Source organism: Streptomyces sp. NPDC044061 (assembly GCF_056434305.1).
Window position 1 is genome coordinate 419,847 of sequence record NZ_JBWKFL010000004.1, and the last position, 20,942, is coordinate 440,788.

General features: G+C 70.8%; 19 protein-coding genes and 1 other RNA gene. 3 read left to right on the forward strand and 17 right to left on the reverse strand.

Annotated elements, in window-relative coordinates; translation table 11 throughout:
• Positions 1-56: 56 nt before the first annotated feature.
• The 3 genes from AC07CM_RS09155 to AC07CM_RS09165 all read right to left on the reverse strand — a co-directional run bounded on the left by AC07CM_RS09155 (position 57) and on the right by AC07CM_RS09165 (position 2,340).
• Positions 57-833 carry an anti-sigma factor family protein gene (locus tag AC07CM_RS09155; protein WP_478875685.1) on the reverse strand — a complete coding sequence of 259 codons (777 nt, stop codon included), beginning with the start codon at positions 831-833 and terminating at the stop codon, positions 57-59.
• 38 nt (positions 834-871) lie between these two features.
• The gene (locus AC07CM_RS09160) at positions 872-1,456 is read right to left on the reverse strand and encodes a sigma-70 family RNA polymerase sigma factor (protein WP_030167252.1); all 585 of its coding nucleotides are present in this window, start codon (positions 1,454-1,456) and stop codon (positions 872-874) included.
• A gap of 290 nt (positions 1,457-1,746) precedes the next feature.
• Positions 1,747-2,340, reverse strand: a complete 594-nt coding sequence (locus AC07CM_RS09165; protein ID WP_478875686.1) for a CGNR zinc finger domain-containing protein — start codon at positions 2,338-2,340, stop codon at positions 1,747-1,749.
• Between the two features lie 163 nt (positions 2,341-2,503).
• Here AC07CM_RS09165 and AC07CM_RS09170 point away from each other — a divergent pair, with 163 nt between their 5' ends.
• The gene (locus AC07CM_RS09170; RefSeq protein WP_478875687.1) at positions 2,504-2,983 is read left to right on the forward strand and encodes an anthrone oxygenase family protein; all 480 of its coding nucleotides are present in this window, start codon (positions 2,504-2,506) and stop codon (positions 2,981-2,983) included.
• A gap of 13 nt (positions 2,984-2,996) precedes the next feature.
• On the opposite strand, the gene AC07CM_RS09175 is transcribed toward AC07CM_RS09170, so the two are convergent.
• The 6 genes from AC07CM_RS09175 to AC07CM_RS09200 form a co-directional block, all read right to left on the reverse strand.
• Positions 2,997-4,148, reverse strand: a complete 1,152-nt coding sequence (locus AC07CM_RS09175; protein ID WP_478875688.1) for a uroporphyrinogen-III synthase — start codon at positions 4,146-4,148, stop codon at positions 2,997-2,999.
• Between the two features lie 85 nt (positions 4,149-4,233).
• Entirely contained in the window at positions 4,234-5,604 is a 1,371-nt protein-coding gene (locus AC07CM_RS09180) for a nitrate/nitrite transporter (protein WP_478875689.1), read from the reverse strand.
• A 153-nt stretch (positions 5,605-5,757) separates the two neighbouring features.
• On the reverse strand, positions 5,758-7,008 hold the full coding sequence (locus AC07CM_RS09185) for an acyltransferase family protein (protein WP_478875690.1): 1,251 nt from the start codon (positions 7,006-7,008) through the stop codon (positions 5,758-5,760).
• Positions 7,005-9,206: a bifunctional polysaccharide deacetylase/glycosyltransferase family 2 protein gene (locus tag AC07CM_RS09190; RefSeq protein WP_478875691.1), complete on the reverse strand. Its 2,202-nt coding sequence runs from the start codon at positions 9,204-9,206 to the stop codon at positions 7,005-7,007. The genes AC07CM_RS09185 and AC07CM_RS09190 overlap by 4 nt, the downstream gene beginning before the upstream one ends.
• The gene (locus tag AC07CM_RS09195) at positions 9,206-10,366 is read right to left on the reverse strand and encodes a hypothetical protein (RefSeq protein ID WP_478875692.1); all 1,161 of its coding nucleotides are present in this window, start codon (positions 10,364-10,366) and stop codon (positions 9,206-9,208) included. Before AC07CM_RS09195 ends, AC07CM_RS09190 begins: the two co-directional genes overlap by 1 nt.
• A gap of 155 nt (positions 10,367-10,521) precedes the next feature.
• A complete protein-coding gene (locus AC07CM_RS09200) occupies positions 10,522-11,493 on the reverse strand; it encodes a LysR family transcriptional regulator (protein WP_478875693.1) in 972 nt (323 codons plus the stop codon).
• Positions 11,494-11,577: 84 nt separating this feature from the next.
• On the opposite strand from AC07CM_RS09200, the gene AC07CM_RS09205 reads away from it, so the two are divergent.
• Positions 11,578-12,840 carry an MFS transporter gene (locus tag AC07CM_RS09205; RefSeq protein WP_478875694.1) on the forward strand — a complete coding sequence of 421 codons (1,263 nt, stop codon included), beginning with the start codon at positions 11,578-11,580 and terminating at the stop codon, positions 12,838-12,840.
• 82 nt (positions 12,841-12,922) lie between these two features.
• On the opposite strand, the gene ssrA is transcribed toward AC07CM_RS09205, so the two are convergent.
• From ssrA to ftsE, 5 genes are all read right to left on the reverse strand, one after another.
• Positions 12,923-13,308, reverse strand: a transfer-messenger RNA (tmRNA) gene (gene ssrA, locus AC07CM_RS09210).
• Positions 13,309-13,411: 103 nt separating this feature from the next.
• Positions 13,412-13,891, reverse strand: a complete 480-nt coding sequence (smpB, locus tag AC07CM_RS09215) for an SsrA-binding protein SmpB (RefSeq protein ID WP_478875695.1) — start codon at positions 13,889-13,891, stop codon at positions 13,412-13,414.
• A gap of 53 nt (positions 13,892-13,944) precedes the next feature.
• Positions 13,945-15,117 carry a S41 family peptidase gene (locus tag AC07CM_RS09220; protein ID WP_478875696.1) on the reverse strand — a complete coding sequence of 391 codons (1,173 nt, stop codon included), beginning with the start codon at positions 15,115-15,117 and terminating at the stop codon, positions 13,945-13,947.
• 67 nt (positions 15,118-15,184) lie between these two features.
• The gene (gene ftsX / locus AC07CM_RS09225) at positions 15,185-16,102 is read right to left on the reverse strand and encodes a permease-like cell division protein FtsX (RefSeq protein ID WP_478875697.1); all 918 of its coding nucleotides are present in this window, start codon (positions 16,100-16,102) and stop codon (positions 15,185-15,187) included.
• A 36-nt stretch (positions 16,103-16,138) separates the two neighbouring features.
• On the reverse strand, positions 16,139-16,828 hold the full coding sequence (gene ftsE, locus AC07CM_RS09230; RefSeq protein ID WP_478875698.1) for a cell division ATP-binding protein FtsE: 690 nt from the start codon (positions 16,826-16,828) through the stop codon (positions 16,139-16,141).
• A gap of 232 nt (positions 16,829-17,060) precedes the next feature.
• On the opposite strand from ftsE, the gene AC07CM_RS09235 reads away from it, so the two are divergent.
• Complete coding sequence (locus AC07CM_RS09235; RefSeq protein ID WP_478875699.1) at positions 17,061-17,252, forward strand: hypothetical protein; 192 nt, start codon at positions 17,061-17,063, stop codon at positions 17,250-17,252.
• A 120-nt stretch (positions 17,253-17,372) separates the two neighbouring features.
• Here the strand turns inward: AC07CM_RS09235 and AC07CM_RS09240 are convergent, their stop codons facing one another.
• The 3 genes from AC07CM_RS09240 to AC07CM_RS09250 all read right to left on the reverse strand — a co-directional run bounded on the left by AC07CM_RS09240 (position 17,373) and on the right by AC07CM_RS09250 (position 20,903).
• Entirely contained in the window at positions 17,373-18,185 is an 813-nt protein-coding gene (locus AC07CM_RS09240; RefSeq protein WP_478875700.1) for a hypothetical protein, read from the reverse strand.
• Between the two features lie 290 nt (positions 18,186-18,475).
• A complete protein-coding gene (prfB, locus tag AC07CM_RS09245; protein ID WP_478875701.1) occupies positions 18,476-19,582 on the reverse strand; it encodes a peptide chain release factor 2 in 1,107 nt (368 codons plus the stop codon).
• Between the two features lie 91 nt (positions 19,583-19,673).
• Positions 19,674-20,903, reverse strand: coding sequence for a serine/threonine-protein kinase (locus AC07CM_RS09250; RefSeq protein WP_478875702.1), 1,230 nt, complete (start codon positions 20,901-20,903; stop codon positions 19,674-19,676).
• Positions 20,904-20,942 lie beyond the last annotated feature (39 nt).

Consider the following 20,942-nt stretch of genomic DNA (forward strand, 5'->3'; position numbering starts at 1 on the left):
GACGTGCTGGGCAGCCGTCAACCGTACGCGAAGGGGACCCGGCAAAGCTACGTCGGCTACGCGTCCACCTGGACGAGCTTCTTCCCGTCGAAGGTCATGACCTCGAAGTGGTCGATCTCGTTCGGCTTCAGCGCCGTGCCGCCGCCGATGTACAGCGGTTTCCTGGACTCCGGGGCCTTGGCGTCCGGGATGCCGTAGCCCCACTTCGGGACGGACCAGGAGCCCAGCGTCTGGCGCTCGCCGTTCTTGGCGACGGCGATCAGGGAGCACTTGAGCGGCCCCTTGACGCCCTTGAGCTGGAGAACCGCCGAGGTGCCCCAGTCCTTCTCTCCCATGGCGACGGTCGCGCTGGCGCCGGTCCCGCCGTCCGTGCCCGAGACCTTGTCCGGCAGCTGGTCGAAGGTCGTCTGGGCCGTGGCCGCCAGCGGTGTTGCGGTCTGCCCGGTGTCACCGCCGCTGTTGGCCGCCATGACGGCCACCGGGCCGCCGATGATCAGCGCGGCGGCGGCCGCGACCAGGTAGAAGCCCTTGCGCCGCTTCTGCGCACGACGCTCGGAGACCTCGTCGACCAGCTTCTCCACCAGGCGTGGACTCGGCTTGGCGGACAGCGACTCGCCGATCGCGGGTGTGCTGCCGGAACCCGGCAGGTCCGCGAGGGCGGCCAGCATCGGCTCCATCCCGGCCAGCTCGTCCAGCTGCTGGGCGCACCACTCACAGCCGGCCAGATGGGCCTCGAAAGCGGTTGCCTCGGCGTCGTCGAGAATCCCGAGGGCGTAGGCACCGACGGTTTCGTGCTCGTTCGGCACCGGGGACCCCTGCATGGGACCAGACATACCCGTACCGCTCGCTCCGAATCCCCCGTATCCACTCATCACGCCGTCACCCCCCGCTCCTCCAGTGCCAGCTTCATCGATCGCAGGGCGTAGAACACCCGGGAACGGACCGTGCCGCTCGGGATGCCCAGCGTCTCGGCCGCCTCGTTGACCGTACGCCCCTTGAAGTACGTCTCGACGAGGACCTCCCGGTGGGCCGGGGTCAGGTCGTCGAGCGCGTCCGACAGCGTCATCAGCCACAGCGCCTTGTCGATCTCGTCCTCCGCGGGGATGACCTCCAGCGGCGACGGATCGACCTCCTGCGGCCGGGCCTGCCGGCTGCGGTGGCCGTCGATGACGATGCGGCGCGCGACCGTCACCAGCCAGGGGCGTACCGAACCGGTCGCCCGATTGAGCTGACCGGCGTTCTTCCAGGCACGGATGAGCGTTTCCTGCACGACGTCCTCGGCGCGCTGCCGGTCTCCGGCGACCAGCCTGAGGACATACGCAAGCAGAGGTCCGGCGTGCTCGCGGTACAGCGCACGCATCAGCTCCTCATCCGGTTCCGAGGGCTGTGAGGACATGCGATGTCGGGCCCTCGATCCACGTTCATTGGCCACGGCCGCATCCTTGCGCACGCCCACCTCCGGTGTCCGGGGGTTCCCCCAGTCGGTCGCTCGCCCACCCGTACGGACAGGGGCGGCGTGATGTTCAAAGTGGCGTGACAGTTTTCTTGTCAGTGACGTGACGAGCGGGACATGGGCGCACATTCCCACCACGCGATCTTTACATTTCCGGCACATCGCCGGGGGTGGCCGGGCTGCCCGTGCGAAAGGACCCGCAAACCGGGTGTTGCCGAAATCACTCCGGCCGGCACGTGGGCGCTGCCGGACCCTATCCGGCGCTTGTCCGACCAAAGCCCCGTACCGGACACTCAGGCCCGGGCGAGGGCCGCCCGCCGCCGGTGCCGGGCCACCCGTTCCCGGTTGCCGCAGACCTCGCTGGAACACCAGCGCCTCCTGCGGCCCCGGGACGTGTCCAAGTACACGAGGGGGCAGTTGTCCCCCTCGCACTCCCGGACGGCAGCCCGCGCCACGGGGTCGGTGAGCAGCTCCACGGCGTCACGCGCCACGACGGCGAGCAGCCCCGCACACTCGGGCGCCCGCGCCAACCGCCGTACCAGGACGCCGTCCTCGCCGCGCACCGCGCACGGAGGCGGGGGCGCGGCCCGGGCGACCTCGTTGAGCCGACCGAGGGCACGATCGTACGGCCCCGGGTCCGCCGTGTGCTCGCCGCGCACCAACTGGCCGACGTGCCCGCGCAGTTCCCGGAACCCGGTCAGCCAGGAGGCGTCGGCGTGGCCCAGCGGGGTGCCGGGCGGCACGAGCCCCGACCCGGTGATCCACGCACGCAACGGCCGGACGGCGTCGAGCCGTTCGGCCGGGTGCGTGGTCGCGAGGAGATCCAGACAGATCCGCCCGGCGTCGAACCGCAGCTCGCAGGGGACCGTGGCCGTACCCAGTGCCATGTGCCTGTCACCGCCTAGGACAGGGGAACCGTTCCGTCGCTCCCCTTCACAGTGCACGGCCCGGCGGGCCGCCGGAACCCCTCGTACCGGCCTGGACGCGCGCGTATGCGCCCGCGCGCCTCGGCCATGTCCGGGGCGGAGGGCCTCCGGTTGGCTTGAGGGCATGACAGAAACGAGAAGCAGCAGGGTCGTGCTGGGCGCGGCCACGGTCGCGATGGGCCTGATCGCCGGGGTCTTCTACGTCTTCGCCTGCGCGGTGATGCCGGCGCTGGCCCGCAGCGACGACCGGACGTACGTCGAGGTCATGCGCGACATCAACGAGGTGATCCAGAACCCGGTGTTCTTCCTGAGCTTCATGGGGGCGCTGGCGCTGACGGGGGTGTCGGCGTGGCAGCTGCGCGGTGCGGCGGGAGGCCGGTGGGTGTGGGCGGCACTCGCCGCGTACGCGCTCGCCTTCCTCGTCACGGTGGCCTTCAACGTCCCGCTCAACGACGACCTGGCGGGCAGGGGTGATCCCGCGGCCCTGCGGGAGCACTTCGAGGGCCCCTGGGTGGCGTGGAACGTCGCACGGGCGGTGTTGTCGACGGTGGCGCTGGGGTGCCTGGTACGGGCGTCGACGGCGGGGCGGCGCGCTGGCGCGTAGTCGCGGAAAGCCCTTACACGTCCGCGTACTTCGCGTCCGCGGCCGGGTCCAGCGCCAGCCGGTACCCCCGCTTGACCACGGTCTGGATCAGCTTCGGCGCGCCGAGAGCCGTGCGCAACCGCGCCATGGCGGTCTCCACCGCGTGCTCGTCCCGTCCGGCGCCGGGCAGCGCGCGCAGCAGCTCGGCCCGGGCCACCACCCATCCCGGCCGGCGCGAAAGCGCCCGCAGCAGTGACATCCCCGCCGGCGGCACCGGCTTCAGTTCGCCGTCCACCACGACCGCGTGCCCCCGGATCTCCACCCGGTGCCCGGCGATCGGCAACGCCCTGGCCCTACCGGGCAGTTCCTGGCACAGCAGCTGCACGAGCGGCCCGAGCCGGAAGCGCTCCGGCTGTACCGTGTCCACGCCCCTGGCCTGCAGCGGAAGCGCGGTGACGGGACCCACGCAGGCGGGCAGCACGTCATGGCCGAGCGCGACCAGCACCTCGCCGAGCAGTCCCCGGTCCTCGGCCCGCGACAGCAGCGACGCGGCGGCCGGCGCGCTGGTGAAGGTGAGCGCGTCCACCCCGCGCGAGACGACGGCGTCCAGCAGCCGGTCGACGGGCGCGATGTCCTCCGGCGGCATCCAGCGGTACACCGGCACCGGGACGACCTCCGCGCCCCCGGCCCGCAGCGCCTCGACGAACCCGGGCAGCGGCTCCCCGTGCAGCTGTACGGCGATCCGGCGCCCGTCGACGCCCTCCTCCAGCAGCCGGTCGAGCACCTCGGCCATGGACTCGCTGGACGGCGACCACTCCTCCGTGAGCCCGGCGGCCCGGACGGCGCCCTTCACCTTGGGACCGCGGGCCAGCAGCTCCACCCCGCGCAGGCGGTTCAGCAGCTGTTCCCCGAGTCCCCAGCCGTCGGCGGCCTCGATCCATCCCCGGAAGCCGATGGCGGTGGTGGCCACCACGACGTCCGGCACCTGGTCGATGAGCTCCTTGGTGGCGGCGAGCAGTTCGCCGTCGTCGGCGAGGGGCACGATGCGCAGGGCGGGCGCGTGCAGCACGGAGGCACCGCGCCGCTGGAGCAGCGCGCCCAGTTCGTCGGCGCGGCGCGCGGCGGTGACGCCCACGGTGAAGCCCGCGAGGGGCCCCTGCTCGGGTTGCTGCTGTTCGTCGTACATGGCTCTCCTACCTGGCCCGCATACCGAACGAGCCTGTCAACGGTGCGTGACAGGCTCGGTTCGGGTTGATGTCCGCGGTGTTACGTCACACTTCGGCGTAGCTGAGCTGCGGCTTCGCCTCCGAAGCGGTCTTGGCCTGAACCTGCCTGGCCGGGCGGCGAAGGTATACGGCCCAGGTCACCGCGAAGCAGGCGCCGTAGAAGGCGAGGAACGCGACGAAGGCGCCGGTGCCGGAGCCGTAGGAGAGGAAGGACTGGCGGAAGGCGAGGTTGATGCCGACTCCGCCGAGCGCGCCGACGGCTCCGATGAGCCCCATGGCGGCACCGGAGAGCCGCCGGCCGTAGGCCGCCGCCTCCTCGCCGCCGAGCCCCTTGGCGACCGCCTTGGCCTGGAAGATCCCCGGGATCATCTTGTACGTCGACCCGTTGCCGAGCCCGCTGAGCACGAACAGCACGACGAAGACCGACACGAACAGCGGCAGCGACTTCTGCATGCTGGCCACGACGAGTACGGCGGTGGCGGTGGCCATGCCGACGTAGTTCCACAGGGTGATGCGGGCCCCGCCGAACCGGTCGGCGAGCCGGCCGCCGACGGGCCGGATCAGGGAGCCGAGCAGCGGGCCGACGAAGGTGAGGTAGGCGGCCTGCAGCGGGGTGCGGCCGAACTCGTTCGTCAGCACCTGCCCGAAGGCGAAGCTGTACCCGATGAAGGACCCGAAGGTGCCGATGTAGAGGAAGGCCATGATCCAGGTGTGGCCGTCCCGGGCGGCGTCCTTCGCGGCTCCGGTGTCGTTCTTCACCGTGGCCAGGTTGTCCATGAACAGCGCGGCGAGCCCGGCGGCGACGACGATCAGCGGGATGTAGATCCCGAGCAGCAGGCGCGGCCCGCCGCTCGCCCCGATGATCGCGAGGGCGACCAGCTGGATGACGGGCACACCGATGTTGCCGCCGCCCGCGTTGAGCCCGAGCGCCCACCCCTTCCTCCGCAGCGGGAAGAAGGCGTTGATGTTGGTCATGGAGGAGGCGAAGTTGCCGCCGCCGATGCCGGCCAGCACGCCCACCCACAGGAAGGTGGAGAAGGACGTCCCCGGCTCCATCACCACGAAGGCGGCGATGGTCGGCACGAGCAGCAGGGCGGCCGAGACGATCGTCCAGTTCCGTCCGCCGAAGACGGCGACGGCGAAGGTGTAGGGCACCCGGACGACCGCGCCGACGAGCGTGACCATGGAGGTCAGCAGGAACTTGTCGGCGGGGGTGAGTCCGTACTCGGGCCCCATGAAGAGCACGAGTACGGACCACAGGGTCCAGACCGAGAACCCGATGTGCTCGGAGAGCACGGAGAACCAGAGGTTCCGGTTGGCGACCTTCTCCCCGGTCGCCTTCCAGAAGGCCTCGTCCTCCGGATCCCAGCGCTCGATCCAGCGGCCGCTACGACGGGTTGGGGCTGGGGCTGTCATGACGCGCCTCCACGGTGCTCCGAGTGCTCAGTCTGTTCATCAGGGACTGAGCCCGAAGGTAGGGAGGGCGCGTTTCCTGCCTGTGGCTGTGGGTGACCGGAAGGGAACGTTGCTCTCACTCGCGCGCGGGGCGGCTGGTGAGGGCAGACGCTCTCAGGCCGGCCTGCGCCGGCCCCCGCCCCGCCTCACACCGTTCGGCCACAGCCGGGGGCTCCGCTTCGCCGCGATGTCCTCGATCCAGCCGAAGGCCAGGATGGTCAGCCCGATCAGCGGCCAGACCAGGAAGAACATCCACAGCATGTACGTGGAGTCGAGTGCGGCCACCGCGCGGTCGCTCTGCATGAAGGGGAGGTTGTACGCCTGGTCGATGATCGGGACCGTGGCCATGATCAGCATGTTGTGCCACAGGTAGATCGTGACGGCGCGGTTGTTGGAGAGGGTGACCAGCCTGTCCCAGCGGGCCAGCCTGCCCGGCAGCTCCTGCCAGGACGGGGAGTACTGGAGCAGGATGACGACGAACCCGAAGGACCAGCAGGCCTGGGCCAGCGGGATGTCGTTGAGGTCCCAGCCGTCGGGGCCCAGATGGCCCGAGGCCCACCACAGGCCGAAGGCCATCAGCAGCGCCGAGACGGAGACCGCGACATAGCGGGGGATCTTCGCCAGCAGACCCTCGTGGTGGGCGAAGCCCAGGACCCAGCAGCCGCCGTAGACCGCGAAGTCCGAGACCGCGTTGCCCGTCTCGCCGGGGATCGTGACGACGCCCGTGCCGACGACGGCCGTCAGCGCCAGCGGGGCGAACACGGTCGGCCAGGGGAAGCGGCGGAACGCCCAGAGCAGGAGCGGGGACGCGATCACGAACCAGAGGTACGCGCGCAGGTACCACAGCGGACCGGCCGCCTGCACCGCCCACGTGTCCTCCAGCAGGCCCGACTTGGAGCCGATGTGCCAGGGGAAGGGCGGGGCGCCGACCGGAACGACGTAGTCGATCAGCTTGATCAGGCCCCAGGTGCCGCCGTTGTCCGGGTCCTTCACCGGGTTCCAGCCGCCCGCGAACATCAGCGCCAGCGCCACCGCGCTGAACGCCCACAGCGGGGGCAGCAGCCTGCGCACCCTGCTCTTGATCACGCCGACCGGGGGACGGTTGAGGGAGCGTGCCATCAGCGAGCCCGCCAGCGCGAACATCACGCCCATGGAGGGGAAGAGCACCGTCAGCCAGGCCCAGCCGAACAGGTGGTACACCACCACGCGGACCAGTGCGATCGAGCGCAGGAGGTCCAGGTACCGGTCCCGGCCCGGCTTCTTCGGTGCCGGGGCGGGCGCGGGGACGGGCTCCGCGACCCGCTGCTGGGGAATGCCGTAGGACGGCGTCGACTCCGGTGTCCCGGTCGTGTATCCGTGGGTCATGCCACGGGCCTCCGATCACTGCTGCTCGAGCGCCTGCGCTGGGTCGGCACCGCGCCTCCGGGTGCCTCGACGACGCCCGTGCGCCGGAGCTTCTGCCAGCGCAGCCGGCCGCCGGTGAGCGCCGTGATCCAGGACTGGAGCAGCACGACGTACATGAGTTGGCGGTAGAGGATCTGCTGCAGGGGCAGCGAGATGAGATGGGTCATGCGTTCCTTGTCCAGGCGGAAGGCGTAGGCCGCGCAGACCGCCTGGATGGCGAGGACGCCGAGCCAGGCCACGATGGTCTTCTGCGTCGGGCCGAACACGACGCCGTAGAGCAGGAACACGTCGATCAGCGGGGCCAGGAGCGGCGCCACCACCATGAACAGGGAGACCAGCGGCAGTCCCACGCGGCCGAAGCGGCCCGAGGGGCCCCGCTCCAGCACGGAGCGCCGGTGCTTCCAGATCGCCTGCATGGTGCCGTAGGACCAGCGGTAGCGCTGCGACCACAGCTGCTGCACCGACTCGGGGGCCTCGGTCCAGGCCCGCGCCTTCTCGGCGTACACCACGCGCCAGCCGTCGCGGTGCATCGCCATGGTGATGTCGGTGTCCTCGGCGAGGGTGTCGTCGCTCATGCCGCCGACCCGCTCCAGGGCGGACCTGCGGAACGCACCGACCGCGCCCGGGATCGTGGGCATGCAGCGCAGGACGTCGTACATGCGGCGGTCGAGGTTGAAGCCCATCACGTACTCGATGTGCTGCCAGGCGCCGATGAGCGAGTCGCGGTTGCCGACCTTGGCGTTGCCGGCGACGGCGCCGACGCGCGGGTCGCCGAAGGGCTGGACGAGCTCGCGGACGGTGGCCGGTTCGAAGACCGTGTCGCCGTCCATCATCACGATCAGGTCGTACCGGGCGTTGGCCAGACCGCGGTTGAGGGCCGCCGGCTTGCCCGCGTTCAGCTGGCGTACGACCCGCACGTCGGGCAGGCCCATCGCCTCCACGATCCGGGCGGTGCCGTCGCTCGAGCCGTCGTCGATGACGATCACCTCGACGGGGTGTTCGCTCGACATCAGCGAACGGACGGTGTTCTCGATGCACTTGGCCTCGTTGTACGCCGGGACCAGCACCGACACCGGCTCGGTCACCGGACGGCCCCAGCTGAAGCCCTTGCGGCGCACCCGGCGGGCGTGGGCCGCGGACAGCAGGAGCATGAGGACGAAGCGGGAGATGACGAGCACGCCGATCACCGCGAGGCCGACGACCATCACTCCGGTGATGTCGTCCGAGGCGGAGACCAGGAAGATCCACGCCTTGCCCTTCCACAGGTCGAGCCCGGTCACCTCGGTGGAGGCGCTGGGTGCTTCCAGGGCCTCGGTGAGGTTGTCGAAGGTGTAGCCCTGCCGCTGGAGCGTCGGCAGGAACCTGTCGAGGGCCTGCACGGTCTGGTGCCGGTCGCCGCCGGAGTCGTGCATCAGGACGATGGCGCCCTTGCCGCCGTGCGGGGTGGCGCGGCGGATGATCTCGTCGACGCCGGGCTTCTTCCAGTCCTCGCTGTCGGTGTTGTTGACGACCGTGATGTAGCCGCGGGTGCCGATGTACTGGGTCACCGGCCAGGACTTGTCGTCCATGGCGTCGGCGAAGGAGGAGTACGGCGGCCGGAAGAGCGAGGTGCGGATGCCGGCGGCACCGGTGATGGCGAGCTGGTTGGTGGACAGCTCCCAGTCGATGCGCTTCTTGGACTGGTAGGAGAGGTCGGGGTGGTTGAAGGTGTGCAGGCCGACCTCGTGGCCCTCGTCCACCATGCGCTTGACCAGCTCGGGGTAGCGGGAGGTCATGGTGCCCGTGACGAAGAAGACGGCGTGCGCGTGGTGCTTCTTCAGCACGTCGAGCACCTTCGGGGTCCAGGTGGGGTCGGGACCGTCGTCGAAGGTGAGGACCAGGCGGTGGTCCGGGATGCCCATGCTGGTGGTGCGGCCGCTGCGGGTGTCGATCACCGGGCCGCCCTCCAGGATCTTCTCCGGCACCTTGTCGGTGGCGGCCTCGGGCCGGATGCGGTGGTCGGCGAGGATCTCGCTGTGGACGTAGCCGCGCAGCATCAGCATCGCCATGAGGGCGACGAGGACGAGCAGCGGCAGCAGCAGGCGCAGGGGCAGGCGTCGGCGCCGGGAGCCGTCACGGGCTCCGCGTGCGGCACCGTGACGGCGGGTACGGGATGCCATCAGAGGTTGTGCTCCGGGGACGGGATGAGGGAGGAGGCGACGGGGGCCGGCTCCTCGGCGAATGCGACGTTCGGCGCGGCCGGTTGCCCGTCGGCCGCCGAGCCGCCGCCGGGACCGGCGCCGGTACCGGCCGAGGATTCGGTGGGATCGGCCGAGCCGCCGGCCGGGCTGCTCGGAGCCGTCTCCGTACTGCTCGACGGGGTGGAGGGCTTGGCCTCGGTGGACGAACCGCCGCTGCCGCCCGAACCGGTGGTGGACCTGGTGGCCGTCGGCCGCGGGTCGACCGAGCCACCCTGTTTGCCGGCGCCCGCGCCCGAACTGCTGCCGGGCGCCTGGGCGGAGGAGCCCGGCGCCGGGGTCGCGCCGCCGCTCACGGACGGGGTGGCGCCCGGCGAGGCGCTGCCGGTGCCGGAGGGCTGGACGGAGGAGTCGGCGGGCAGCGGCGAGGTGTCCACCTGGCTGGCCGGCTTGTCCTCGTTCCGCGGCACCGGAATCCAGGGCGCGTCCGAGCTGCCGGACAGCAGCGTGGCGACGATGACGACGGCGTAGACGGCGCAGGCGAGGCCGACGAGCACGCCGAGGCGTCGGAAGGTACGACTGCGACGGCCGGACTCGTCGACGAAGACCGGCCCGTCCTCCCGGCCGGGGCCGCGCGGGGCACCCGCGGCCGGGCTCAGCTGGACGTCGCCGAGCTGGACGGCGTCGAGCTGGACCGTCACCTCGTGGGGGTCGTGCGTGGCGTCCGCGGTCGTGGCACCGGCGGGTGCCGGGGCGGACTGGCCCCAGGGGTCGCGCAGGACACCGGTGGGATGCGGGACGTCGTCGGCGGCCGGGGTGGCGAAGTCACCGGCCGGCGCGGAGGGCAGCACGGCGGTCCGCTCGGCGTCCGGCGCGGGGGCCTGGCGGAAGTCCGGTGCCCGGCGGAAGTCCGCCGGTCTGCGTCCGTGCCGGGACCGCGGGAGCACGGCCGTCTCGTCGGCCCCGGTCAGGCCGGCGCGGCCGCCGCCCGGGAGTATCTCGGTCTCCGGGAAGGCCCCGGCACCCGGAAGGGCTCCGGTCTCCGGGAACGCCTGAGCGTCGCCCCCCGTCACCGGCACGTTCCGGGTCGCGGATGCGATCTCGGGCCATTCCGGTTGGGCGTCTTCTCGCCAGTCTTTCACGCGCGCACATCCCCCCACGGGACAGTTCTGGGTGCGCATACGACCCGAGCACCCGTCGACCGAACCAGGCCCCCACCTGGCCCGAGCGCCCCCTTTACCACACCGTGCTCAGGCCATGAATGTAGCGCACGCGGAGGTTCCGTGTTTGCCACGTGTCACTTCGGGACGCTCATCACATCATCGTCGATGGCTGGAATCCATCGGCCGGCAGGTCGCCGTAGCCACCCTTCGGCCGTCGCGATCTCCGTCACGGCCCTCCGGAGCGCGTCGAGTCCGGGATGGACCAGCCCCTTTCGCCAGACGAGCGACACGGGCGAGAGCGGGACGGGAGCAACGAGCGGCCGCAGCACCGTGCGGGGCATGGCCGGAAAGTCCACCACGGCCAGAATCGGGTTCCGGGTCTTGGCCATGATCCGCTCGAACTCCTCGTCCCCGACCGCCAGCGGAAGGGGTGAGGCGAGTTCGATGCCGTGTCCTTCGAAGAGGCGAAGGGCCAGGTCGGTCCACTCCGGGGTGCGCGGGTTCCCGGCCCCCGCGTACACCGTCTCACCGGCCAGCGCGGCCAGCGGCACCTCCGGAAGAGCCGCCAGGGGGTGGTCCTCGGGCAGGACCACGGCCATCGGCTCGTAGCGCACGGGCTGCTGCCGCAGTCCGGCCCGCAGGGCCGGGTCCAGGCCGGCGAAACGCCCGAAGGAGGCGTCCAGCCGTCCGGCCAGCAGCTCGGCGGCCGCTCCCGTCAGGCCGCTCTCGTAGCGGGCCATCAGCTCGCAGTCGGGGGCGAGTTCGCGGGCGCGGTGCAGCACGCGGCGGCCCGTGACCAGGCCCGCGGAGTTGAGGTCGACCAGCAGCGGCCGGGCCTGCCCGAAGGCGGCGAGCAGGTCGTCCTGGGCGGCTAGGACCCGCCGGGCGTGCGGCAGCAGCCGCTCGCCGTCCGCGGTCAGCACGACCTGCCGGGTGGTCCGCAGGAACAGCTCGGCGCCCAGCTCCCGCTCCAGCCGCCGCACATCCCGGCTGAGCGCCTGCTGGGCGACGTACAGACGGGCCGCGGCGCGGGTGAAGTGCAGCTCCTCGGCGACGGCGAGGAAGGCGCGCAGGAGCCGGGGTTCTATGGAGGCGGGAGCGGGCATGGCGAGGAATTTACAACGAGGGTGCGTGAATCGGTCGCGAGAAGGTGTTGGACCCGGTGATCCACTCCGGGCGAACGTTGAGTCATGCCGCAACAGACCACCGAAGACAGCCGAATACGGCTTGAGACCGCACAATCCACCGGCTATCGTCGCCTGTTCTCCCTCCCCGGCACCCGCGCCTTCACCGCCGGTAACCTCATCGCCCGCCTCCCGATGGGCATGTTCGGGGTGAGCGCGGTCGTGATGATCGCCGGGTCCCGGGGTTCGTACGCCCTCGCCGGCGCCGTCACCGCCACCGGGCTCGCGGCGACCGGGGTGGCCGGTCCCTGGATCGCACGGCTCGTCGACCGGTACGGGCAGGCCAGGGTCGCCGTGCCGGCCACCGTGACGGCCGTGCTGGGCAGCCTCGCGCTGCTGCTCTGCGTGCGCTACGGCGCCCCGGACTGGACTTTGTTCGCCGCCTACGCGGCCACCGCCGCGACCCCGAACGTCGGCGGCCTGTCCCGCGCCCGCTGGGCCCATCTGCTGCGCGACGACTCCCGCGCGCTGCACACCGCCAACTCCTTCGAGCAGGCGGCCGACGAGCTGTGCTTCATGCTCGGCCCGGTCCTGGCGTCCTTCCTGACCGGCACGTTCTTCCCGGAGGCGGGCACGCTCGCCGGGGCCGTACTGCTACTGGCCGGCATGTTGCTGTTCACCGCCCAGCGGACCACCGAGCCGCCGCCGCGGGCCCGCTCGCAGGCGCCGTCGCCGCTGCGGAGCCCCGGGATACCGCCACTGCTGGCCTGCTTCGTGGCGACCGGCGCGGTGTTCGGTTCGATGGAGGTCGTCACCATCGCCTACGCCGACGCGCAGGGGCACCGGGCCGCGGCCGGCGTCGTCCTCGCGCTGCAGGCGGCGGGCTCGTGCGCGGCGGGCCTGCTCTACGGGGCCCTGAAGCCGGCCGGCCTCCGCCTCTCCCGCTGCCTGCTCGGGATGGCCGCGCTGATGACCCTGCCCTGGCTGGCGGCCGGCACCGTCGGTTCACTCGCCGCCCTGGCGGGCGCGCTGCTCCTCGCGGGCATGGCGACCGCCCCGACGATGGTGACGGCGATGACCCTGGTGCAGGCACGCACCCCGGCCGACCGGCTCAACGAGGGGATGAGCCTGGTGGTGACCGGGCTGCTCACCGGGATCGCGGCCGGTTCGGCGGCGGGGGGCTGGGCGGCGGAGCACGTATCGGCGGCCGGGGGGTTCGCGGTGCCGGCGGTGGCGGCCACCATGGCCCTGGTGATCTGGGCGACCGGACACCGCCCACGGCAAAGGCCCCGCCGCGCGAAGCGGCAGGGCCTTGGTCACATGGGATGAGGGTGTCTGGGGGGCACACCCCCCAGACGTACGACGAACTGAACCAGGCTCGCGCGGTTGGCGAGCGCGGTTCAGCCTCAGGTCGTGGAGATGGCGGGAATCGAACCCGCGTCCAACGGTGCGGAACCAGGGCTTCTCCGTGTGCAGTCCGCTTCGCTTTTCTCGGCCCCGGAGATCATGCGGACAAGTCTCCGACGGGCCCAGTCACTGTTTGGTTTCCCTCTTCACCCCGCGACCGGGATCAAGGTTTAGTCCCCTAGCTGATGCCAGGATCCGGGTCGGGAACAGCCCCGGGCTGACACTCCTATGAGAGTTCGCTAGCTGCTGATTAGGCAGCGAGGGCGAACGAGGAGGAATCGCGCTTGGTGTTGGCGATTATTGTTTTCGGCCTGTGGTTTACGAGATCATGGCCGCTTCCTCGACACGCTTCCCCTGCTTCGACATCCGCTGTCGAAACCGATCATCCCCATGTTGATTTTTCAAACCCCTCCGGAGAGGAGTCACCGCACCCGCTGTGGAGTGCAGGTGCCATCGTACGTGACCAACGCTGGTGGATGCCAGCGTATTCCCGCTAGCCCCGCTGCTTGCGCCGGATCGCCGACATCGCCCGGTCCGCCTCGCGGCGGTCCTGCTTCTCCCGCAGGGTCTGGCGCTTGTCGTACTCCTTCTTGCCCTTCGCCAGCGCGATCTCGACCTTGGCCCGGCCGTCCTTGAAGTACAGGGCGAGGGGCACGATCGTGTGACCCGTCTCCTGGGACTTCGACTCCAGCTTGTCGATCTCGTCGCGGTGCAGCAGCAGCTTCCGCTTGCGGCGGGCGCTGTGGTTGGTCCAGGTGCCCTGGCTGTACTCGGGCACGTGCACGTTGTGCAGCCACGCTTCGTGACCGTCCAGTTGCACGAACCCGTCGACCAGCGAGGCCCGCCCCTGACGCAGCGACTTCACCTCGGTCCCCATCAGAACGAGACCGGCCTCGTACGTGTCGAGGATGAGGTAGTCGTGCCGCGCCTTCTTGTTCTGCGCGATCAGCTTGCGCCCTTTTTCCTTAGCCATAGTGCCGACCATTTTCGCACCACGGAGGGGGTGGGAGGGAAGCGCATTAACCGCTACGAGGGGTCACCGAGCCCGGTGAGCACCGTCTCCGCCCGTCGCAGGGCCTCGGGCCCCGCCTCCAGATCGGGCGTGATGCCCCGGCCGTCCACGGCGTGGCCGGAGGGGGTGCGGTAGTGGCCCACGGTCAGTTCGGCCACCGAGCCGTCGGGCAGCTCGGTCGGCATCTGGATGGAGCCCTTGCCGAAGGTGCGGGAGCCGATCACCACCGCACGGCCCCGGTCCTGCAGGGCGCCGGTGAGCATCTCGGCCGCGCTCATGGTGCCCCCGTCGACCAGGGCGACCAGGGGTCTGGCGGTGTCGCCGCCGGTGTGGGCGTGCAGGGCGCGCTGGGCGCCGTCGACGTCGTAGGTGGCGACCAGGCCGCCGTCGAGGAAGGCGGAGGCGGTGTCCACCGCCTCGGTCACCAGGCCGCCGGAGTTGCCGCGCAGGTCGAGCACGATGCCGGCCGGGGCCTGTCGGACGGCCGCGCGGACGGCGTCCGCGGAGCCCTTGGTGAAGGCGGCGATCCTGACGACCGTGACGCCGCCGGCCAGCCTTTGGACGGTCACCGAGTCCGTGGACAGCCGGGCCCGGTGCAGGGTCTCGCTCCACGCGTGCGTGCCGCGCTGCAGGCCGAGCGTGACCGTCGTACCGGCGGGCGCATCGTCGGCGTCCCCGCGGAGTAAGGAGACCACCTCCGTGACCGGCCGCCCGTCGACCTTGCCGCCGTCGACGCTGCGCAGCCGGTCGCCCGTGCGGATCCCGGCGTCGGCCGCGGGCGAGCCCGGCTGCACCCGGGTCACCTCGATACGTCCGTCCGCCTCGCGCCGCGCCCACAGGCCGACGCCCGTGTACTGGCCGTCGAGGGCCTCCCGGAACTCCTGGTACTCGCCCTCGGAGTAGACGGCGCCCCAGCGGTCCCCGCTGCGGCTGACGGCGCGTTCGGCGGCCTCCATCGGCGACTTCCCGTCGGCCATGGCCTCGGCGGCGGCCCTGCGCACGTCCTCGTGCCGGGGAGCCGTGCGGGCCGTCCCGGCGGCGGTCCTGCGACCGGACTGGCCCGGCTGGCCCGTGTCCGGGAAGGAGCCGGTGGCGGCGCCGGCCACCAGGACACCGGCGAAGACCAATGTCAGGGCGGCCCCGCGGCCGAAGCGGCGGGGCTGACAGAACAGGTCGCGGCCGGACATGGCGGTGAGTCTAGGACAACGCGAAGGGCCGTACGGTCGGATGCCCGTACGGCCCTCTTGGCATGCGTCACACCTTCAGGTACTTGCGCAGCGCGAAGAACGCCGCAAGCGCAGGCATCAGGACACTGGTCGCGAGGATCAGCGGCAGCTTGGTCAACACCGCGTCCCAGCCAACGAAGTTGATCAGCGTGAGCTTGTTGGACAGGGCCATGCCGTGGTCGATCGTGAAGTACCGCCCGACGACGAGGAAGATGCAGGCGAGGCCGCCGCCGATGAGGCCGGCGACCGCGGCCTCCATGATGAACGGCGCCTGGATGTAGAAGCCCGAGGCACCGACCAGGCGCATGATCCCGGTCTCGCGCCTACGGCTGAACGCCGAGACACGCACGGTGTTGACGATCAGCAGCAGCGCGACGAGCAGCATCAGCGCCATCACACCGAGCGCCGCCCGGTTCATCAGGTTCAGCAGCTGGAAGAGGTTGTCCAGGATGCCCTTCTGGTCCTGCACCGACTGCACACCGTCGCGCCCGTTGAACGCGGTCGCGATGACCTGGTACTTCTGCGGGTCCTTGAGCTTGATGCGGTAGGACTCCTGCATCTGGTCCGGCGTGAGCGAGCTGGCCAGCGGGGAGTTGCCGAACTGCTCCTTGTAGTGCTTGTAGGCCAGGTCCTGCGACTCGTACGAGACCTTCTCGACGATGGGCATCTTGTGCAGGTCGACGAGGATCTGCTTCTTCTGGTCCTCGGTCACCGCGCCCTTGGCGCAGTTGACGTCCGACTGTGCGTCGCTCTTGTTGCACAGGAAGATCGAGACGTTGACCTTGTCGTACCAATAGCCCTTCATGGTGCTCACCTGGTCGCTCATCAGCAGCGAGCCGCCGAACAGGGCCAGGGACAGGGCGACGGAGACGATGACGGCGAACGTCATCGTCAGATTGCGGCGGAGACCGACACCGATCTCCGACAGGACGAACTGGGCGCGCATGGCGTCTGGTTAAGCCTTTCCGTGGATCTCGTGCGGTCAGTGCTGGTAGCCGTAGACGCCGCGGGCCTGGTCGCGGACGAGGCGGCCCTTCTCCAGCTCGATGACGCGCTTGCGCATCTGGTCCACGATGTTCTGGTCGTGCGTCGCCATGATCACGGTGGTGCCCGTCCGGTTGATGCGGTCGAGCAGCTTCATGATGCCGACGGAGGTCTGCGGGTCGAGGTTGCCCGTGGGCTCGTCCGCGATCAGCAGCTTGGGCCGGTTGACGAAGGCCCGCGCGATGGCCACGCGCTGCTGCTCACCACCGGACAACTCGCCCGGCATGCGGTCCTCCTTGCCGCCGAGCCCGACGAGGTCGAGCACCTGCGGCACGGACTTGCGGATCTCGCCGCGCGACCTGCCGATCACCTCCTGCGCGAAGGCCACGTTCTCGGCGACCGTCTTGTTGGGCAGGAGGCGGAAGTCCTGGAAGACCGTCCCGAGCTGGCGGCGCATCTGCGGCACCTTCCAGTTGGAGAGGCGTGCGAGGTCCTTGCCCAGGACGTGCACCTGGCCGTGGCTGCACCGCTCCTCGCGGAGGACGAGCCGCAGGAAGGTGGACTTTCCGGAGCCGGAGGACCCCACGAGGAAGACGAACTCGCCCTTCTCCACTTCCAGGGACACATCCCGGAGGGCTGGGCGGGTCTGCTTGGGGTAGACCTTGGAGACGTTGTCGAATCGGATCACGGATGCACCACGGGTCGCCGGGGGTAGATGAGCGTGACCATACGCGAACCGAGTGCGCAAGCGCAGGGTCCGGGCCTGCTTGGGCGAGGCTTGTGCGTTTTTGTACGGTCCTGGTTTCGGGGTTCTCCGAGCGCCCGCGCCCTTTCCGGGGGAACCTGGCAGAGTGGAGGGGGAACGTTCTCGTTCCCGTGTGCGTTGTACGTGTGATGGCCGGTGCAAGGAGGGCGAGCGCATGACGTACGACCGGTTGGTGTGCGCGAACTGCGCGTCGCCGGTGAGCGAGGGCCGGTGCCCGGTGTGCCGTGCCAACCGCGAGCGACTGCAGCAGGAGGGCTTCTTCACGGGGCTGAACCCCATGGCGCTGATCGCGCTGCTCGCGGTGTTGATCGCCGCGGTGGCGCTGCTGGCGCATCAGACCGCGTAAGAAGACCGTTCGAGAAAACCGTACGCGACGACCGTACGAGACGCCGGAAGGGCCCGGAGCGCCATGCTCCGGGCCCTTCGGCGCTTGCTCTGTGAGCGGTGCGTCACCTGAGAGCTACGCTCAGGCGGCGGCACCGCCGCGGCCGCTCACCAGACGCGGCAGGACGCGGAAGCCGACGCCGCCGGCGATCATCGTCGCGGCACCGACGATCAGGAACGCGGTCTGGCCGGCACCGGTCTCGGCGAGCTGCTTGTCCCCGCCCTGGGGCGTGGTGTCCGAGCCCGTGTCGGTGAGGGCCGAGGAGCCCTCCTCCTGGGAGGCGTTGTCGTTGCCGCCACCCTGGGGCGTGTCGTGGTTGCCACCGGAGGTGCTGGAGCCGCCACCGGTGGAGCCGCCGTTGCCGCCGCCGGAGTTGCCGTTGCCACCCGAGTTGCCGTTGCCACCGGAGTTGCCGTTGCCACCCGAGTTGCCGTTGCCACCGGTGCTGTCGTCGCCACCGGTGGTGGTGCCACCGTCCGTGGTTCCACCGTCGGTCGTGGTGCCACCGGTAGTGGTCGTCCCGCCGTCGGTGGTGGTGCCACCGTCCGTGGTGGTGCCACCGTCGGTGGTGGTGCCACCGTCCGTGGTCGTGCCACCGTCGGTCGTGGTGCCACCATCCGTGGTGCCACCATCGGACGTGGTGCCACCGATGGTGACGCTGCCGCCGATGCCGCCTTCGGTGACGCCGACGTTGGCCCCACCATCGCTGGTGGTGCCGCCGTCGGTCGTGCCCGCGTCGTCACCACCGTCCGCGGTCACACCGATCTCGATCGGGCCGGCCTGGACACCGAGGTCCAGGGCGGAGGCGGCGCCTGCGGCGGTCAACGAGGCGCCGGCCGCGATCACGGCGCCGGCGGCTATCCGCGCGACCCGGATCCGCGTCTTCTTCGTCATGTGGTTGCTACCCCCAGTAGCTGTCGTCAATGAGGCGGCGCGTGGGGCGTGCCGTGATCGACGGAGGTAGCAGTGACGAGATTCGCGTCAATTCCCCCGGTTCACATGCGCCCCAGAGATACGCATGCCACGCTTCACCCTTCCGATTTTTCAAAGCAACGTCAAGGCCGTTGCGCGCGCAATGTCCACCCGTGGTCACGTTTGCCGGACTTGGCGCCTGTGAGTGTGATGTAAAACCCAGACAAAAGACAACTGCCGCCTCGAGGGCGGCAGTTGTCATGTCGACAAAGTTACTTCTCCTGCTGCTTGCGCCAGCGAATGCCGGCCTCCAGGAAACCGTCGATCTCTCCGTTGAACACGGCCTCGGGGTTGCCCACTTCGTGCTCGGTCCGCAGGTCCTTGACCATCTGGTACGGGTGCAGCACGTACGAACGCATCTGGTTGCCCCAGGAGTTGCCGCCGTCGCCCTTGAGGGCGTCCATCTTGGCCTGCTCCTCCTGCCGGCGCCGCTCGAGCAGCTTGGCCTGCAGGACGTTCATCGCGGTGGCCTTGTTCTGGATCTGCGACCGCTCGTTCTGGCAGGAGACCACGATCCCGGTGGGGAGGTGGGTGATGCGGACGGCGGAGTCGGTGGTGTTGACGCCCTGACCACCGGGACCGGAGGACCGGTAGACGTCGATCCGCAGGTCGGACTCGTCGATCTCGACGTGGTCGGACTGCTCGACGACGGGGAGCACCTCGACACCCGCGAAGGAGGTCTGGCGGCGGCCCTGGTTGTCGAAGGGCGAGATGCGCACCAGGCGGTGCGTGCCCTGCTCGACGGAGAGGGTGCCGTAGGCGTACGGCACCTGCACGGAGAAGGTGGTCGACTTGATGCCGGCCTCTTCGGCGTACGACGTCTCGATGAGCTCGGTCTTGTAGCCGCGCTGCTCGGCCCAGCGCAGGTACATGCGCTGCAGCTTCTCGGCGAAGTCGGCGGCGTCGACGCCACCGGCCTCGGCGCGGATGTTGACGAGCGCCTCACGGGAGTCGTACTCGCCGGACAGGAGGGTGCGGACCTCCATCTCGTCCAGCGACTTCCTCACCGCGGTCAGCTCGGACTCGGCCTCGGCGCGGGTGTCCGGGTCGTCCTCCTCCTCGGCCATCTCGAAGAGGACCGCGAGATCGTCGATCCGGCCACGCAGCGTCTCCGCCTTCCTGACCTCGGCCTGGAGGTGGGAGAGCTTGCTGGTGATCTTCTGCGCCTCGTCCGGGTTGTCCCACAGGGACGGCGCGGCCGCCTGCTCCTCGAGCACGGCGATGTCTGCCCTCAGCCTGTCGAGGTCCAGGACGGCCTCGATCGACTCCATGGTCGAGGAGAGGGACTTCAGCTCTTCGGATACATCGACGACTGCCACGCATCCAGCGTAACGGCTCCGCCGAGCGACCAGAGCAGGGTGCGCACAGCCGGGCCCCGCGGGCCCATAGGTGCGGGCCGGCGCCCGGACGTCACGGCGTCGACGTGCTGTGGGTCTCCCGGGGCGTCTCGTCGTCATCTCCCGAGGTCGCCGCCCACGCGCCGACGCCGACGGCCGCGGCCAGGACCACTCCCGCCACTCCCAGCGTGATCCGGCGGCGCCGGGCCGCTGCGCGGTGCCGGGCCGAGCCGGGGCGGGGCGCACCGGACGCCCGGGGGACACGCGCCGTACCCCGCGCTCCCCCGGCCAGCTCGTCGGGGCCCGGCACCCTCATGGAGGTGTGCGTGTCCCGGTTGGAGTCCGGCTTGGCCCCCGGCACCAGGGAGACCGCGCCACGGCGCCGTACGGGCTCCCCCGAGGCGGCCGGCGCGGGCGCCTCCTCCGGGCCCTCCTCGGGGGACTCGGCGTCCGGCTCGTCCACGTCCAGCGGCGGCATGCCCACCAGCGTGGGCAGCTGCTCGCGCAGCCGCGCCGCCAGCTCGGAGGCGCGCAGCCGGGAGGCGGGTGCCTTCGCCAGGCACTGCACGATCAGCTGCCACAGCTCGTCGGGGATGCCGGGCAGCGGTGCGACGGTCTCGGTGACGTGCCGGCGCAGCACCGCGCCGGGGTGGCCGCCGCCGAAGGGCGTGAAGCCCGCGAGCAGCTCGTACAGGACCGTCGCGAGGGCGTAGATGTCGACGGCGGCGCGGGGCGGCAGGCCCTCGACGATCTCCGGGGCGAGGTAGTCGGGCGTGCCGATGATCTTCGTGGCCCGCGTCCGCTTCGGCGAGTCGATCAGCTTGGCGACGCCGAAGTCGGTGAGCAGCGCCGGGTGGGCCCCGCCCGGGCCGAGCGGGCCCTGCATGTCCAGCAGGACGTTCTCGGGCTTCACGTCCCGGTGCACCACGCCGGCGGCATGGGCCGCCGCGAGGCCGTCGGCGACGTCGGCGACGATCGCCACCGCCGCCTCGGGCGCCAGCCGCCGCTCACGCTCGAGCCGGGTGCGCAGATCGGTGCCGCGCACCAGGTCCATGACCAGGGCCAGGTCGTTTCCGTCGACCACGAGATCGCGCACCGAGACGACGTGCGGGTGCTCCAGGCCGAGCAGCGCGGTGCGCTCCTGGACGAAGCGCCCGACGAGTTCCTGGTCGGACGCGAGGTCCTCGCGCAGCAGCTTGATGGCGACGGGACCCTCGGGTCCCTCACCCAGCCACACCGTGCCGGCGCTGCCCCGCCCCAGGATCTGGTGGGCGGTGTACCGGCTGCCGATCTTCCGTGCCAAGGCTGCTCCTACCGACGCGTGTTGTCGCTAAAACTACGC